Here is a 15,702-nt window from a genome sequence, read left to right on the forward strand (position 1 = left end):
CGTCGGTGCGAGCGGCGTCCCGTCCCGGCGGCCGGTGGGCACGGAACGGGTGCGCCGCAGGCGCATGGGCAAACCTACGCCACCCGGGTGTCCGCCGATTCCGTAGGCTGGCCGGATGCTCGCCACACCTGCCGACAATCCGTACGAAGAGCCCCGTTCGGGGCGGCTGGCCGCCTGGGGCAACGCCCTGCTGGCCGGACTGGTGCCGCCCGACAACGCCGCGGCGGCGGTCCAGGGGGCCGACGAGAGCCACCGGGTGACCGGTCTGCCCGGGGACGGCCCGGACGAGCGGCACGGGCTCACCTGGGCGCTGGGACGGCTGCGGGTGCTCGGGGTGAAGGGTCTGCGGCTGGCCCTGCCGTCGGCCGGGCACCCGCTGGGCCTGACCGGCCCGGCGCCGTTCAACGCCCGCGCGCTGGCGGCCGGGGAGGCCGTGCTGGCGGTCGGGGTGCCGCTCGGGCTGGTACCCGAGGTGGAGGTGTTCGGCCCGCCCGGGGACCGGTCGGCGACCGTGCTGTGGCGCTGCTCCGAGGTGAACGACGCGCCGCCGGCCGACGTGCCCTCGCTGCACGAGGCCGAGTTCGAGCTGGCCGACGGGCTGCGCCGGGCCACCGTGCTGCTGACCGGGCTGGACGTGGCCGGGGCCGGACCGGAGGCGCTGCGGGCACTGGAGGCGTACCGGCGGCGCGGGCACGCCGAGCTGCTCGCTCCCGGGTACCCGCCGCGCTCGGTGCGGGTGCTGGAGTCGGCCCGGCAGGTGGCGGCGCTGCTGTCGATCGCCTCCGGCGGTCACGGCGCGGCGGTGAGCGCCTCCGAGATGGCGGCCCGGCAGGAGGCGCTGGCGCCGCTGTGGCGCACGGCCCGCCGGGCCCAGGTGGCGGCGTACAACGCGCTGGTGGACGAGCGGGAGTCCTAGGGGCCCAGGGGTCCAGGGGCCGGGGCCCAGGGGTCGGACGAGCCCTAACGCGTCTCGCCGTGCCGGACGGCCCAGAGCGCGGCCTGGGTCCGGTCGGCGAGGTCCAGCTTCATCAGGATGTTGGAGACGTGGGTCTTCACCGTCTTCTCGGACAGGTGCAGGCTGCGCGCGATCTCCCGGTTGGAGCGGCCGTCGGAGATGTGTCCGAGCACCTCGCGCTCGCGCTCGGTGAGGGTGCCGCCGCGGCCCTGCGGGGGGCGCGGGCCGTCGTCGGCGAGCAGGGCCTCCGCCAGCTCCGGCTGGAGCAGCACGTGGCCGGCGTGGACCGAGCGGATCGCGCCGGCCAGCGCCTCCGGGTCGACGTCCTTGTACACGTACCCGGCGGCGCCGGCCCGCAGCGCGGGGACCATGGTGCGGTGCTCGGTGAAGCTGGTGACGATGAGGATCCGGGCCCGGCTGCCCTCCTCCTTGAGCGTGCGCAGCGCCTCGATGCCGTCGACGCCGGGCATCTTGAGGTCCATCAGGACCACGTCGGGGTCGAGCGCGCGGGCCCGCTCGACGCCTTCGGCGCCGTCGGCGGCCTCGCCGACCACCTCGATGTCGTCCTGCACCTCCAGGAAGGTGCGCAGGCCGCGGCGGACCACCTGGTGGTCGTCGACCAGCAGGACGCGGATCGCGGACAGGGTGTCAGGCACCGGGGACCTCCATCTCGACGACCGTGCCCGCTCCGGGGGACGAGTCCAGGGTGAGCCGGCCGCCGACGGCGGCGGCCCGGTCGCGCATCGAGGCCAGGCCGAGGTGCCGGCCGGCCCGCCGGACGGCACCGGGGTCGAAGCCCCGGCCGTTGTCGCTGACCCGCAGCACGGCGCCGCGCTCGGGCGTTCCGGCCAGGGTGACGGTGACGCGGCCGGCACCGGAGTGGCGCAGCGCGTTGTGCAGGGCCTCCTGGGCGACCCGCAGCAGGGCGGCCTCCTGGGTCTGCGGGAGGGCGCGGACGCGGTCGGCGGCGAAGGCGATGTCGGCGTTGTGGGCGCGGTCGAGGACCTGCACCTGGGAGGCCAGGGTGGCGCTCAGACCGTCCTCCTCCAGTGCGGCGGGGCGCAGTTCGACGACGACGGCGCGCAGTTCGTCGGCGGCCTCGGCGGCGAGCCGGGCGACCTCGGCGAGTTCGGCGCGGGCGCGGGCCGGGTCGCGGTCGACGAGCTTGGCGGCGGCCTTGGCGGTGAGGCGCAGCGAGAAGAGCTTCTGCGAGACGGCGTCGTGCAGGTCGTGGGCGATCCGGGCGCGCTCGCCGGCCAGGGTGAGTTCGCGGCTGCGCTCGTAGAGGCGGGCGTTGGTCAGGGCCAGCGCGGCGTGCGCGGCCAGTATCCGCAGCAGTTCCTCGTCGTGGTCGGTGAATCCGCCGCCGCCGCTCTTGTTCGCGAGGTAGATGACGCCGAGCACCTCGGGTCCGTCCTCGTCCTCGCCGGCGTCCTCGTCGTCGTTCTCGGCGTCGTTCTCGGCGTCGTGGTCGGCGTCGACGATGGGCATGCCGAGGAAGGCGCCGAGTCCGGGGTGGGCCTCGGGCCAGCCGCCGAAGGCGGGGGCGCGGCGGACGTCGTCGAGCCGGATCGGGCCGGTCTCGTGGAGCATCGCGGCGAGCACGCCGTGCTGCCGGGGCAGCGGGCCGATCGCGCGCCACTGCTCGTCGGTGACGCCGTCGACGACGAACTGGGCGAAGCCGCCGTGGTCGTCGGGGACCCCGAGGGCGGCGTACTCGGCACCGAGCAGCCGGCGGGCGGAGGCGGTGATCCGGCGCAGGACCTCGCGGACCTCCAGGTGGCGGCTCATCCCGAGCAGGGCCTGGCTGACGGCCTCGATGCCGGCCAGGCAGGGTTCGCAGGCGGGCAGGGTGCCGTCCGGCGGCGGGCCGACCGGGATCCGGTCGGCGGGCAGCAGTCCGGCGTGCCGGTGGTCGCTTGGCACGGTGGGCATGACGCCAACCTACCGCCGTGCACGGGGCCCGCGCGTCGGTCCCCGGCCGGGTGGGGCGCAGGTCCAGCGACCTAGGTCGTGCCCGCCGTGCCGGAGCGCCGGACGGGCCCCGCGCACGGACCGGGAACGGGCCGGAAACGCCGCGGGGGCGGCCCGTCCCGGTCGGGACGGGCCGCCCCCGTGCTGGTGGCGGTGCCGGGCGTCAGCCCTTCTGCATGACCTCGGGCTCGTGGCGGCGCTGGAGGCGGGTGACGATGACGCCGATGACGACGGACATCAGGATCAGCACGCCGGCGTCGAGCCAGAACTGGCCCGAGTTGTGGCCCCAGAGCGCGTCGTACTCGGGGTTCTGGAAGTCCTTGTTCCAGGGGCCGAGCAGGTGCGAGAGGTCGAGCGTGGTGGCGACCATGCCGGTGCCCCAGCGGGCCGGCATCAGCCAGGCGAACTGCTCCAGGCCGGGCTTGGAGAAGATCTGGAACAGGCAGCCGGTGAAGACGACCTGGATGATCGCGAACATCACCAGCAGCGGCATGGTCTTCTCGGCGGTCTTCACCAGCGCCGAGATCGCCAGGCCGAACATCATCGAGGCGAAGCTCAGCAGGATCAGGCCGAAACTCATCTCCAGGATCGGCAGGTCCTTGATCACCAGGCCGTGCGCGGGCAGCTTGCGCGGCAGGAAGCCGACGGCGGAGATGATCGCGCCCTGGATCACGCTGAAGAAGCCCAGCACGATGATCTTGGACATCATGTACGCCGACCGGGACAGGCCGGTGGCCCGTTCCCGTTCGTAGATCGCCCGTTCCTTGATCAGCTCGCGGACCGAGTTCGCCGCGCCGGAGAAACAGGCGCCGATCGCCAGGATCAGCATGATCGTCGCGGCGCCGCTGTTCAGGCCGAGCTGCGACTTGGGGTTCGGCGCCAGCCCCGGTTCGTTGGGGATCAGCACACTGACCGCGCCGAGCACCGCCGGCAGCAGCACCGACAGCGCGAGGAACCCCCGGTCGGAGGCGAGCACCGAGGCGTAGCGGCGGATCAGCGTCCACAGCTGCGAGCCCCAGCTCTGCGGCTTCGGCGGGCGGACCGCCTCCTGGACGATCTGGGCGGACTGCACCGCGCCGGACTCCACGTCCGCCGAGTACTGCTGGTGGTGCACCGAGCTGCGGTAGCGGCCGGCCCAGTCGTGGTCCGGGTAGTTCTCGAAGGCCTGGAAGACATCGGCCCAGGTCTCGTACCCGAAGAAGTGCAGCGCCTCGTCCGGCGGGCCGAAGTAGGCCACCGAACCGCCCGGCGCCATCACCAGCAGCCGGTCGCAGAGCGCGAGTTCGGCCACCGAGTGGGTGACGACCAGGATCGTGCGGCCGTCGTCGGCGAGGCCGCGCAGCATCTGCATGACCTCGCGGTCCATGCCCGGGTCGAGGCCCGAGGTGGGCTCGTCCAGGAAGATCAGCGAGGGCTTGGTGAGCAGCTCCAGGGCGACCGAGACACGCTTCTGCTGGCCGCCGGAGAGCGCGGTGATCCGGTTGTCCGCGCGCTTGTCGAGCCGCAGCTCGTAGAGCACCTCGTCGATCCGCGCCTCGCGCTCGCGCGGCTCGGTGTCGCCGGGGAAGCGCAGCCGGGCCGCGTACTTGAGGCCGGTGCGGACGGTCAGTTCCTTGTGCAGGATCTCCGACTGCGGCACCAGACCGATGCGCGAGCGCAGTTCGGCGAACTGCTTGTAGAGGTTGCGGCCGTCGTAGAGGACGTCGCCGCGGTCGGCCGGGCGGTAGCCGGTGAGGGCGCGCAGCAGGGTCGACTTGCCGGAGCCGGACGGGCCGATGACGGCGACCAGGGACTTCTCCGGGACGCCGAAGCTGACGTCGTTGAGCAGGACCTTCTTGCCGCCCTTGAAGTCGACCTCGACGGTCAGGTGGCGGGCGGAGAAGGAGACGGCGCCGGTGTCGACGAACTCCTGCAGCTGGTCGCCGACCAGCACGAAGCTGGAGTGGCCGACCGTCAGCCGGTCCTGCGGGCCGATCAGCTGGCGCTCGACCCGCTGGCCGTTGAGGAAGATGCCGTTGTGGCTGCCGAGGTCGACGATCTCGTACCGGCCGTCGGGCAGCTGGCGCAGCTCGGCGTGGTGGCGGGAGACCTGGAGGTCGGACACGACGATGTCGTTGTCCAGCGCGCGACCGATCCGCATGGTGTTCATGCCGGCGGTCAGGTTGCGGATGACCGTCGGCTGCGGGCCGCCGTCGTGCGCGGCGGGCGCCTGCTGCGGGAACCCCTGCGGGGCGTGCTGCCCCGGGAAGCCCTGCTGCTGCGGGAACGGCTGCTGCTGGGCCGGCGGCTCCGGCTGCTGCCACTGCTGCTGCGGCGGGTAGGGCTGCTGCGCCGCCGGGGGCTGCCACTGCTGCTGCGGGGCGGCGCTCCGGCTGGTGGCGGCCTCGTGCCAGGCCGGCTGGGCGGCCTGCTGGGCGGCCGGCGCGGAGAACGCGAGCCTGGGGCCGTTCTCGGCGTTGCCGAGGTTGACCACGGCCCCCGGGAACAGCTGGGCCTGCATGGTGCGGGCACCACCCGTGTAGGTGCCGTTGGTGCTGCCGTGGTCGTCCAGCTGCCAACCCGCCCCGTTGAAGGAGATGGTGGCGTGCTGCCAGGACACCCGCGCGTCGTCGAACTGGAAGTCCGACTGCGGATTGCGACCGATGGTGTAGGACCGCCCGGGTTCCATGACCCGCTGCTGTCCGTTGATCTCGATGACGAGTTGCGGCACTCTCGCCTGCCCCGCTCTCTCGGTCCCCCGATGGTGCGCCCCGGCCAGGTGGGGCGAAATGATCCTGAATCTGACGGGGGAATCATTCCAGCCCGTCGGCCGGGGGTGAAAGCCGCCCCCGCGGACTGTGACCAGGCGGCAACGATTCACGGACCGCCCTTGTACGACCCTCCGCGGCCCGACGGCGGGCTCGTCGTCCGGACGGCGGCGGGCTCGTCCACGAACCGGACGGGTGCCGTCGCGGCCTCCGGCTCCGGGTAGCGTGGGACGCACCATGAACGCATCGCCCTTGGCCGCCGAGCCGTTCCCCGCCCCGCAGCCCCGGACCGAGGACGGGCGCACCCTGCTCGTCAAGGTGTTCGGCAAGGACCGCCCCGGCATCACCGCCGGGCTCTTCGCCACCCTGGCCGGGTTCGGCGTCGAGGTCGTCGACATCGAGCAGGTGGTCACCCGTGGCCGGATAACGCTGTGCGCCCTGGTCTCCGCCCCCGCCGTACGGGGCGCCGAGGGCGACCTGCGGGCCGTGGTGCACCGCTGGGCCGAGGAGCAGAAGCTCCAGGCCGAGATCATCTCCGGCATCGGCGACAACCGGCCGCGCCGCGAGGGCCGTTCCCACGTCACGGTGCTGGGCCACCCGCTGACCGCCTCCGCCGTCGCCGCGCTCACCGCGCGGATCACGGCCGCGGACGGCAACATCGACCGGGTCTTCCGGCTCGCGAAGTACCCGGTGACCGCCGTCGAGCTGGCCGTCTCGGGTGTGGCCACCGACCGGCTGCGGGCCGAGCTGGCCCAGGAGGCGGCCAACCAGCGGGTGGACGTCGCGGTGGTGGCGGCCGGGCTGGAGCGGCGGGCCAAGCGGCTGATCGTCATGGACGTCGATTCGACGCTGATCCAGGACGAGGTGATCGAGCTGTTCGCGGCCCACGCGGGCTGCGAGCAGGAGGTCGCCGAGGTGACGGCCGCGGCGATGCGCGGCGAGCTGGACTTCGCGGAGTCGCTGCGCGCCCGGGTGGCGCTGCTGGCCGGGCTGGACGCGTCGGTCACCGAGAAGGTGCGCGCGGAGGTCCGGTTCACGCCGGGCGCCCGCACCCTGATCCGCACCCTGCAGCGGCTGGGCTTCCAGGTCGCGGTGGTGTCCGGCGGCTTCACCCAGGTCACCGACCACCTGGTGGAGCACCTGGGCCTGGACTTCGCGGCGGCGAACACCCTGGAGGTGGTGGACGGGAAGTTCACCGGCCGGGTGGTCGGCGAGATCGTCGACCGGGCGGGCAAGGCGCGCTGGCTGGAGCGGTTCGCCGAGCAGGCCAAGGTGCCGCTGGAGCAGACGGTGGCGATCGGCGACGGCGCCAACGACCTGGACATGCTGAACGCGGCCGGGCTGGGCGTGGCGTTCAACGCCAAGCCGGTGGTGCGGGAGGCGGCGGACACCGCGGTGAACGTGCCGTTCCTGGACACCGTGCTGTACCTGCTCGGGATCACCCGCGAGGAGGTCGAGGCGGCCGACGTGGTGGACGTCCTGGACCACCCGGAGGCCGGCGCGCGGGACTGACCGCGCCCGCCGCGCACGGCGCGCGCAACGCCGACCGGACGCATCGAGGGGCGCGCGGACATGGTCCGCGCGCCCCTCGTCGTCGGTCGGGTCCCGCTTCGTCGTCGCTCGGGCCCGGCCTCGTCGTCGCTCGGGCCCGGCTTCGTCGTCGCTCCGGGTCCGCCGCCGCTCAGTCCTGCGGCGTGAAGTACGAGACCAGCTGCGCGACACCCGGCTCGACGTTCTTCCACGAGCCGGAGAAGCTGAGCACCGCGACGGCCGCGGTCGGGAAGCCGCCCAGCCGCAGCCGCTCCAGCGCGTCCCGGTCGCCCTCGTCACCGGCCAATACCTGGGTCAGGCCCAGCACCCCCGGGTTGTGGCCCACCAGGACCAGGTCGGCGTACTCCTCCGGGGTCTCCTGGAGGACGGTGATGATCTCGCCGGGGCTGGCCTCGTAGATCCGCTCCTCGTAGACGGTCCGCCGCACCCGCTTCGGCAGCTCGTGCGCGGCGAGCTTCCAGGTCTCCCGGGTGCGCAGGGCGGTGGAGCAGAGCACGTAGTCGGGGTTGATACCGGAATCGGCGAGCCAGCGGCCGGACTCCGGGGCCTGGTGGCGGCCCCGGTCGGCCAGCGGCCGCTCGTGGTCGTCGACGCCGTCCGGCCAGTCGGCCTTGGCATGGCGGAGAACGATGATCCTGCGGGGCGTGTCGGCGCTCATACCCAGCAAGCTTGGCAGAAAAGCCGCCCGCGGGCGCGGTGCTGCCCGATGGCGCCACCGCCGGCGTCGGGGAGTGCCATCATGCGGGGTTCACCCGGGCGTCCCCCCGGGGTCAGCCGATGTTCCGGGCGACGATCGCGACGATGACCAGCAGGACGACGATGCCGCCGATGATCGCGGCGAGCTGGCCGAGCTTCTTGTGGCCGTCGGTGGGGTTCGGTTCGAGAACGGGCATGCCCGGATTCTCCCACCCCGGACACGCCCGTCCCCCACCGGGACCCGTCAGGCCGCGACGGCCCCGGAGGCGGTGGCCACCGCCTCGTCCTCGATGTGCCGGGCCCGGGCCGCCCGCAGGCCGAACAGCATCTGCGGCACCAGCAGCACCGCCAGGAAGCCGAGCGGCAGGTACCACTCGCCGGTGGCCTGGTAGAGCCGGCCGATCAGGATCGGGCCGGGGATCGAGATCAGGTAGCCGACGCCCTGGGCGAAGGCCGACAGCTGGGCCACCCCGCCCGCCGTCCTGGCCCGCAGGCCGATCATGGTCAGCACCAGCGGGAAGGCGCAGTTGGACAGGCCCACCAGGACCGCCCACAGCCACGGCGCACCGGCCGGGGCCAGCGCCAGCCCGGTGTAGCCGGCGATGCCGAAGGCCGCCAGGACCACCACGAAGAGCCGCTGGTCACCGCGCCGGGCGGCCAGGTTGGGCAGGACGAAGGACACCGGCACGCCGATCACCATGGTCAGCGCCAGCAGCACGCCCGAGGTGCCCGAGGAGACCCCGGCGTCCTGGAAGATCGTCGGCAGCCAGCCCATCACCACGTACGCGCCGGTGGCCTGGAAGCCGAAGAAGATCGCCAGCGCCCAGGCGGTGCGGCTGCGGGTGATCGGCAGCCGCACGGTGTCCGCCGCACCGGCCGCCGGCCCGGCGGCCTCCCGCCGCCGGCCCAGCAGTACCGGGATCCAGAGCAGCAGGGCGACCGCGCCGAGCCCGGCCCAGACCCCGAGGCCGAGCCGCCAGTCGCCGCCGAGCCCCTTGGTCAGCGGGACGGTGACGGCGGCGGCCAGCGCGGTACCGGCCGAGAGCGCCATCGAGTAGAGACCGATCATCGGCCCGACCCGCTCCGGGAAGTAGCGCTTGATCACCACCGGGATCAGCACGTTGGAGACCGCCACACCGGCCAGCGCGAGCGCGGTGAGCAGCAGGAAGACCGCCGTGCCGCCGGCGAAGGAGCGGGCCAGCACGCCCGCGGTGATCGCGCCCATGCCCGCGGTGACCACCGCGACCGGGCCGAGCCGCCGGGCCAGCCCGGGCGCCGCGAAGCCGAACAGGGCGAAGCAGAGCGAGGGGACGGCGGTGAGCAGACCGGCGACGGTCGGGCTCATCCCGAGGTCGGCGCGGACCTGGTCCAGCAGCGGCCCGAGGCTGGTGACCACCGGGCGGAGGTTGAACGCGGCGGCGGCGATCGCGAGGGCGAACAGCCAGCCGAGGTGGCGACTTCTGGGCGGGCCGGGCCGCTCGGTCTGCGGCCGGTCGGTCTGCGCCCGTTCGGCGCCCCGGGGGTCGACCCGGGAGGAGGCGGTGAGGGGAGCTGCGGTGTCTGCTGCGGACGACATGCGGGCCATCATAGAATGATGGGATGAATTAGCGCATCCTCGAATTGGCATGATGGCCCGACCCACCCGACCCAAGGAGTCCCCCGTGGCGCTGTCCTCGCCGAGGCGCACCCCGCTGTCCGACCAGGTGATCGCCCAGCTGCGTGCGCAGATCACCTCCGGGGAGTGGCCCGTCGGCTCGCGCATCCCCACCGAGGCGGCCCTGGTCGAACAGCTCGGTGTGGCCAGGAACACGGTCCGCGAGGCCGTCCGCGCCCTCGCCCACAACGGACTGCTCGACATCCGCCAGGGCTCCGGCACCTACGTCCTCGCCGCCAGCGAACTCGCCGGAGTGATGCACCGCCGCTTCGCCGACGCCGACCGGGCCCAGGTCGCCGAGCTGCGCACCACCCTGGAGACCGCCGCCGCCGGCCTCGCCGCCGCCCGCCGCACCGACCGCGACCTCGACCTCATGGACTCCGCCCTCGCCCGCCGCGAGGACGCCTGGCACTCCGGCAACGCCGAGGACTTCGTCCAGGCCGACGCCGCCTTCCACCAGACCGTGGTCGCCGCCGCCCACAACGACGTGCTCTCCGCCCTCTACGCCGACCTCGGCGAGGTCACCCGGGCCCTGCTGCGCCACGACGTCGGCCCCGAGATCGTCCCCGAGCGCTACCTCGGCCACGACGACATCATCGACGCCATCCGCGCCCGCGACGCCCAGCGCGCCTCGCACGAAGCCGGGCGCGCCATCGGCGCCTGCGACCAGGAGGGCTGACCGGAGGCCGGTCCGCGTGCCCGCGCCGGAGCGCCCGCGGGCGCTCCGGCGCGGGCACGCGCCTTGCGGGAGCCCGCTTTTGGCGTGCTAACGTCCCGTGAAAATTCGCGAACGGCCGGTCTCCGGCCGGATGTGGACCACAACGGGGAGAAGTGATGGCGGATCCGGACCTGAAGCTGGGCCAGGGACCGGGCGGGGGGCCCACCAAGGTGTCGACCGGCGCGCTGGACAAGGCGGCCACCGCGCTCGACGGCATCGCGACCGACAGCACCGCGGCCGGGAAGACCGCCGACGAGTCGACCGAGGCCGCCGCCGGCAAGCTGAGCGGCTGGGACACCGCCGCCGCCCTGCGCGGCGCGGTCAAGGAGTGGCACGAGCAGGTGTCGCAGCTCAACGGCCGGCTGAACCAGGAAGCCGGCATGATGCGGCAGACCCACACCAACTACCTGAACGTCGAGCACGGCATCGCCTCGTCGTTCGGCGGGAACGGCACGCCGTTCGCCGGGAACGGTGCGGGCGGATGAGCCTGCTCGGTTTCGAGGACGTCATGAAGGCGGACCCGTCCGCGATGGCCAGGGCCGTCGCCGACTGGACCGAGATGGCCCGCAAGTACCAGGGCGTCCAGCAGCGGCTGGAGACCGAGGTGCTCCCGGTCACCGGCGGCCAGAACCTGTGGTTCGGCTCCACCGCCTCCGCGGCCAACCTGCACATCAGCACGACCCGGCAGCAGAGCGTCGACGCGCAGACCGAGGCCAAGGCCGTCGCCTCGATCATCAAGGACGCCCAGGGCGACTTCGAGTCGGCGCAGAAGAAGCTCAAGCAGACCGTCACCGACGCCCAGGCCGACGGCATGAAGGTGACCGGCACCGGGAACGTCCTGTTCGACGTCGGCGCCCTCTCCAAGGAGGAGCGCGACTACTACCACCACGACCCGGACTACCAGCAGTCCCGGCACGAGGCCGCCGGCCAGTGGTCCAGGAAGATCACCGTCTTCCTGGAGGAGGCGACCGCCGCCGACCAGCGGGCCGCCCTCCAGCTGCGCCGCGCCGCCAAGGTCGGCGACCCGCTGGACCAGTTCAACGGCCAGGCGGTCGGCGGCGGCGACGAGGCCGACGGCCGGCGCGCCGCCGAACTCGCCGCCCGGCTCAAGGACGGCAAGACCCTCAGCCCCGAGGAGCTCGCCGAGCTCAACAACCTGATGAAGGCGAACTCCGGCAGCCCCGTCTACGGCCAGACCCTGCTGAACGCGCTCGGCCCCGAGGGCACCCTGCTGCTCGCCGACGAGCTCGAGGTCCGGCTCAACGACCGCGGCGGCAAGCTCAAGGGCGAGTACGGCGAGCTGCAGACCAACCTCGCCAACACCATCGCCGGCGCCACCAGGGACCCGAACACGAAGTTCTACCAGGACTTCCGCAGGGGCCTCCAGGAAGCCGGCGTCAAGAACGTCAACGCCCGCCACTTCGGTGGCAAGAGCGAACCGATCTACGGCTACCAGACCCTCACCACGCTGCTCCAGCACGGCAACGCCGGGTACGGCAAGGAGTTCCTGAACGACCTCGGCACCGACATCGTCGACGCCGAGCGCAAGGACAAGAACCGCTGGTCCGCCCACCAGTTCAACGGCCCGCGGCCGGACCTGGTGTACGACCCCGTGGACGGCGTGCTCAAGCTGATGGGCCAGAACCCGGACGCCGCCACCATGTTCCTGGACCCGAAGTCGCCCGGCGCCGAGGACCGCCTCAAGTACCTGCTGCGCGACCGCGAGTGGCCCACCACGTACACCAACACCCTGTACGGCGCGCCGATCACCGACAAGGACACCCACCAGGCGGGCCTCGCCGCCGCCCTGGAGGCCGCCGCCACCGGCGACGTCCCCGGCGACGGCACCCACACCGGCGGCCCCCACACCCCGGCCCAGGCCCGGGTGATGCAGGGGGCGATCGACGCGCTGGACGGGGACGGCAAGGGCAGCGAGATCCACGACGACCTGAAGATGCCGCTGGCCAACGCGTTGTCGGACTACGTGGACGACACGCACCTGATCCTCAGTCAGCACCACACCAACGCGGACCACAGCGGCGCCTGGGAGGCGAACGGAGAGGGGCATCTCGGCGGCACCGCCGACCATCTCATCCGGGTCATGCGCGGAGCCTCCGACGAACCGGAGGCCTACGCCATGCTCTACAACGCCGAACGGGCCAAGGCCGCCGAGGTCCTCGCCGCCATCCCGGGCGATCCGCAACTCGGCCCCGAGCTCCGCGAGGGGCGGGCTCAGAACATCGGCACCGTCCTCGGCGCCTACGACGCAATCCGCTCGGACATCATCCTGGACGAGAAGGACGACCGGATGGAGTGGGCCGACAAGACCGGCGAGTTCGCCTCCTCGGTGAACGGCACCGTGACGGGCTTCATCCCCGAAGTCGGGGACGTCGCCGGTGCCTTCATCGACGCGGGCATCAGCGGCTGGGTGGACGACGTGAAGAAGGAAGCTCAGGACGCAGGCAATACCAAGAACTCCGACGAGCACTTCGCGGCGCTGACCCAGAGCCAGGTGATGGCCGGCGAGTGGGGCCGTCGGAACCACCTCAACGAGGACCAGACCGAGGTGATCTCCCAGTCTCTGGGGACCGGTCACACCAACGGCCACAGGAATGCGTCGATCGCCCTGGGACGGAACGGTCAACAGTGAGGCTATCCCGACGCACCCTGGCGGTCCTCTGCGGAGTCGTGCTCCTCGTCCTCGGCGCGGGCGGCCTCGTCTCCTGGCAGTTCCCCAACCTGTTCCTCCCGGACCGGCTCTGCGAGGACTCCGTCGCTGCCGAGGACGCCGAACGGGTCCTCGGCACGGGCAAAATCGTGGTCGCCAGCAGCCGCGCGTCGAGCGACCGCAACGACCCGGACGCGTACTGCGCGATCAGTCTGAAGCGCGGCGGCAAGTACGTCGCCGAGATCCACCTGCGCACCAGGAAGGCCGCGCTGTTCGAACCTGCTCTTCGGGCCGATCCGGCGATGTCCCAGCCCGACCGGGGGCCGGTGGGCGCGTTCGGCAACGCCCGCGGCTGGTTGCTGATGGCACCGGGCTGCAGGCTCGCTTCCAAGGATGCCGAGACCTACCCGGACCGGGACGCCGACGCGGTCGCGGTGGACGTCACGCGCGACAACCAGCCCGATCCCTACCGGTCCGCCCGTGCCGACGCGGCCGCTTCGCCCGCCGCTCGGGCGGATCTGGCCCGGTTGGCCTCCGGCTTCGCGACCGCCGTCGCCCGGCGCTCCGGCTGCGGATCCACCGAGGCGCCCGACCTCCGTCTGACCACCGGTGGGCAGATCGGACAGGTCGTCGTCGACGGGCAGCTCTGCGGCGTTCCCGGGGCCAGTGCCACCGGAAAACTCCAGGCCGGTCTTCGCCAGGACATCAGCAGCCCCTCGGATCCCGTCCAGTCCTGCTGGATCCACGACGACAACCGGTCGACCCCGGTCTACCGGTTCACCGCCACCCTCGACACGCGCTACCCGAAGTTCGCCCTGCTCAGTGTCGGCAACAGCCCCCTGGGTCCGTTGCCGACCGGCTGGCGGGGAAGCGGCAAGGACAACCTTGTGGTCGCACCATGCGGTACCGGCAGCCTCACCCTCGAAGCCTTTCGATCGGCGGCCGAGGACCGTGGGGTCTCGGCCCTCGAAACCTCGGCCTTCCGGGCCTGGGCCAACGCCATGGCCGCCAAGTACGGCTGCGAGCCGGTCGCCCCGAAGTAGCACCGAAAAACGCCGCTGCCCGGCAGCCCTCCTACGAGAGGGGTGCCGGGCAGCGGCGTTCGTGCGTACCGGAGGCGTCAGGCGCCGATGGCGTGCAGGCCGCCGTCGACGTGGACGATCTCGCCGGTGGTCTTCGGGAACCAGTCCGACAGCAGGGCGACGACGCCGCGGCCGGCCGGCTCCGGGTCGCTCAGGTCCCACTTCAGCGGGGAGCGGTTGTCCCAGGTGGCGGCGAGGTCCGGGAAGCCCGGGATGGACTTGGCGGCCATCGAGCCGATCGGACCGGCCGAGACCAGGTTGCAGCGGATGTTCCGCTCGCCCAGGTAACGCGCCAGGTAGCGGTTGGTCGACTCCAGGGCGGCCTTCGCCGGGCCCATCCAGTCGTACTGCGGCCAGGCGTACTGGGCGTCGAAGGTGAGGCCGACGACCGCGCCGCCGTCCTGCATCAGCGGCAGCAGCGCCGTGGTGAGCGACTTCAGCGAGTACGCCGAGACGTGCATGGCGGTGGCCACGGACTCCCACGGCGTGTTCAGGAAGTTGCCGCCCAGGGCGTCCTGCGGGGCGAAGCCGATCGAGTGGACGATGCCGTCCAGGGTCGGCAGGTGCTCGCGCACCTGGTCGGCGATGCCGGCCAGCTGCTCCTCGCTGGACACGTCCAGCTCCAGCACCTTGACCGGGTTCGGCAGCTTCTTGGCGATGCGCTCGGTCAGGCTCGGCCGCGGGAAGGCGGTGAGGATGACCTCGGCGCCCTGCTCCTGGGCCAGCTTGGCGGTGTGGAAGGCGATGGAGGACTCCATCAGCACACCCGTGATCAGGATGCGCTTGCCCTCAAGAATTCCGCTCATGACTCAGTGACCCATGCCCAATCCGCCGTCCACGGGAATGACGGCTCCGGTGATGTACGCGGCCTCGTCCGAACCGAGGAACCGCACGGTGGAAGCGACCTCGGCGGGCGCCGCGTAACGGCCGAGCGGCACGCCGGCGACGATCTCCGCGCGGCGCTCGTCGGTGAGCACCGCGGTCATGTCGGTGTCCACGAAGCCGGGGGCGACCACGTTGACGGTGATGTTGCGCGGGCCCAGCTCGCGCGCCAGCGAACGGGCGAAGCCGACCAGGCCGGCCTTGGACGCGGCGTAGTTGGCCTGGCCCGGGGAGCCGGAGAGGCCGACGACCGAGGAGATCAGCACGATCCGGCCCTTGCGGGCGCGCATCATCAGCTTGGACGCGCGCTTCACCACGCGGAAGGTGCCGGTGAGGTTGGTGTCCAGGACGGAGGTGAAGGCCTCCTCGGACATCCGCAGCAGCAGGGTGTCGTTGGTGATGCCGGCGTTGGCGACCAGCACCTCGACCGCACCGCCGTGCGCGGCCTCGATCTCGGTCAGCGCGGCGTCCACCTGGGCGCTGTCGGTGATGTCGCAGCGAACCGCGAGCACGTCGTACTTGGCCAGCACCTCGGGGACCTCACCCGAGCGGCTGGTGATGGCGACCCTGTCGCCCGCCTCGGCGAAGGCCAGGGCGATCGCGAGGCCGATGCCCCGGTTGCCTCCGGTGACGAGAACCGAGCGGCTCAACGATCCACCTCTCTCCGTTGTGTGCGCACGCCGTGTGTCCGCGTACCACTCCGTGATGTCCGCGCACGTCGAAACGATGTACGCGGTGCGACGCTATCGGTCGGCCCGGCGCGGCGACGAATCGG

The 15,702-nt window shown here is 72.6% G+C and carries 14 protein-coding genes; 6 read left to right on the top strand and 8 right to left on the bottom strand.

What is annotated here, in order from left to right:
• Positions 1-115 precede the first annotated feature (115 nt).
• Complete coding sequence (locus BLU95_RS11705; protein ID WP_093859969.1) at positions 116-916, top strand: Rv1486c family protein; 801 nt, start codon at positions 116-118, stop codon at positions 914-916.
• A 44-nt stretch (positions 917-960) separates the two neighbouring features.
• On the opposite strand, the gene BLU95_RS11710 is transcribed toward BLU95_RS11705, so the two are convergent.
• The 3 genes from BLU95_RS11710 to BLU95_RS11720 form a co-directional block, all read right to left on the bottom strand.
• On the bottom strand, positions 961-1,611 hold the full coding sequence (locus BLU95_RS11710; protein ID WP_173862035.1) for a response regulator: 651 nt from the start codon (positions 1,609-1,611) through the stop codon (positions 961-963).
• Positions 1,604-2,746 (bottom strand): GAF domain-containing sensor histidine kinase, encoded by a 1,143-nt coding sequence (locus tag BLU95_RS11715; protein WP_231978740.1) that lies wholly within the window; start codon positions 2,744-2,746, stop codon positions 1,604-1,606. The genes BLU95_RS11710 and BLU95_RS11715 overlap by 8 nt, the downstream gene beginning before the upstream one ends.
• Positions 2,747-3,092: 346 nt before the next feature.
• Positions 3,093-5,639 (bottom strand): FHA domain-containing protein, encoded by a 2,547-nt coding sequence (locus tag BLU95_RS11720; protein WP_231978526.1) that lies wholly within the window; start codon positions 5,637-5,639, stop codon positions 3,093-3,095.
• A 274-nt stretch (positions 5,640-5,913) separates the two neighbouring features.
• Here BLU95_RS11720 and serB point away from each other — a divergent pair, with 274 nt between their 5' ends.
• Positions 5,914-7,188, top strand: a complete 1,275-nt coding sequence (serB, locus tag BLU95_RS11725) for a phosphoserine phosphatase SerB (protein ID WP_093859971.1) — start codon at positions 5,914-5,916, stop codon at positions 7,186-7,188.
• 169 nt (positions 7,189-7,357) lie between these two features.
• On the opposite strand, the gene BLU95_RS11730 is transcribed toward serB, so the two are convergent.
• From BLU95_RS11730 to BLU95_RS11735, 3 genes are all read right to left on the bottom strand, one after another.
• On the bottom strand, positions 7,358-7,885 hold the full coding sequence (locus tag BLU95_RS11730; protein WP_093859972.1) for a SixA phosphatase family protein: 528 nt from the start codon (positions 7,883-7,885) through the stop codon (positions 7,358-7,360).
• A gap of 112 nt (positions 7,886-7,997) precedes the next feature.
• Entirely contained in the window at positions 7,998-8,120 is a 123-nt protein-coding gene (locus BLU95_RS45065; protein WP_266274030.1) for an SGM_5486 family transporter-associated protein, read from the bottom strand.
• 47 nt (positions 8,121-8,167) lie between these two features.
• Positions 8,168-9,499, bottom strand: a complete 1,332-nt coding sequence (locus tag BLU95_RS11735; RefSeq protein ID WP_173862038.1) for a CynX/NimT family MFS transporter — start codon at positions 9,497-9,499, stop codon at positions 8,168-8,170.
• 85 nt (positions 9,500-9,584) lie between these two features.
• On the opposite strand from BLU95_RS11735, the gene BLU95_RS11740 reads away from it, so the two are divergent.
• From BLU95_RS11740 to BLU95_RS11755, 4 genes are all read left to right on the top strand, one after another.
• On the top strand, positions 9,585-10,256 hold the full coding sequence (locus BLU95_RS11740; RefSeq protein WP_093859973.1) for a FadR/GntR family transcriptional regulator: 672 nt from the start codon (positions 9,585-9,587) through the stop codon (positions 10,254-10,256).
• A 155-nt stretch (positions 10,257-10,411) separates the two neighbouring features.
• Positions 10,412-10,780 carry a WXG100 family type VII secretion target gene (locus tag BLU95_RS11745; RefSeq protein WP_051743051.1) on the top strand — a complete coding sequence of 123 codons (369 nt, stop codon included), beginning with the start codon at positions 10,412-10,414 and terminating at the stop codon, positions 10,778-10,780.
• Positions 10,777-12,945, top strand: coding sequence for a DUF6571 family protein (locus BLU95_RS11750; RefSeq protein ID WP_093859974.1), 2,169 nt, complete (start codon positions 10,777-10,779; stop codon positions 12,943-12,945). Before BLU95_RS11745 ends, BLU95_RS11750 begins: the two co-directional genes overlap by 4 nt.
• Positions 12,942-14,006 (top strand): hypothetical protein, encoded by a 1,065-nt coding sequence (locus tag BLU95_RS11755; RefSeq protein WP_159424864.1) that lies wholly within the window; start codon positions 12,942-12,944, stop codon positions 14,004-14,006. Before BLU95_RS11750 ends, BLU95_RS11755 begins: the two co-directional genes overlap by 4 nt.
• A 77-nt stretch (positions 14,007-14,083) precedes the next feature.
• On the opposite strand, the gene fabI is transcribed toward BLU95_RS11755, so the two are convergent.
• Entirely contained in the window at positions 14,084-14,851 is a 768-nt protein-coding gene (fabI, locus tag BLU95_RS11760; RefSeq protein ID WP_093859976.1) for an enoyl-ACP reductase FabI, read from the bottom strand.
• A 3-nt stretch (positions 14,852-14,854) separates the two neighbouring features.
• Positions 14,855-15,577, bottom strand: a complete 723-nt coding sequence (gene fabG / locus BLU95_RS11765) for a 3-oxoacyl-[acyl-carrier-protein] reductase (RefSeq protein WP_093859977.1) — start codon at positions 15,575-15,577, stop codon at positions 14,855-14,857.
• Between the last annotated feature and the right edge of the window lie 125 nt (positions 15,578-15,702).

This window comes from Streptomyces sp. TLI_053 (assembly GCF_900105395.1).
Taxonomy (GTDB): Bacteria; Actinomycetota; Actinomycetes; order Streptomycetales; family Streptomycetaceae; genus Kitasatospora.

Excerpts from the sequence above, each read along its gene's own strand:
- BLU95_RS11745 (WP_051743051.1), top strand. The coding sequence starts at position 10,412 with ATGGCGGATCCGGACCTGAAGCTGGGCCAGGGACCGGGCGGGGGGCCC.
- BLU95_RS11715 (WP_231978740.1), bottom strand. The coding sequence starts at position 2,746 with ATGAGCCGCCACCTGGAGGTCCGCGAGGTCCTGCGCCGGATCACCGCC.
- BLU95_RS11735 (WP_173862038.1), bottom strand. The coding sequence starts at position 9,499 with ATGTCGTCCGCAGCAGACACCGCAGCTCCCCTCACCGCCTCCTCCCGG.
- BLU95_RS11705 (WP_093859969.1), top strand. The coding sequence starts at position 116 with ATGCTCGCCACACCTGCCGACAATCCGTACGAAGAGCCCCGTTCGGGG.
- BLU95_RS45065 (WP_266274030.1), bottom strand. The coding sequence starts at position 8,120 with ATGCCCGTTCTCGAACCGAACCCCACCGACGGCCACAAGAAGCTCGGC.
- fabI (WP_093859976.1), bottom strand. The coding sequence starts at position 14,851 with ATGAGCGGAATTCTTGAGGGCAAGCGCATCCTGATCACGGGTGTGCTG.
- serB (WP_093859971.1), top strand. The coding sequence starts at position 5,914 with ATGAACGCATCGCCCTTGGCCGCCGAGCCGTTCCCCGCCCCGCAGCCC.
- BLU95_RS11730 (WP_093859972.1), bottom strand. The coding sequence starts at position 7,885 with ATGAGCGCCGACACGCCCCGCAGGATCATCGTTCTCCGCCATGCCAAG.
- BLU95_RS11750 (WP_093859974.1), top strand. The coding sequence starts at position 10,777 with ATGAGCCTGCTCGGTTTCGAGGACGTCATGAAGGCGGACCCGTCCGCG.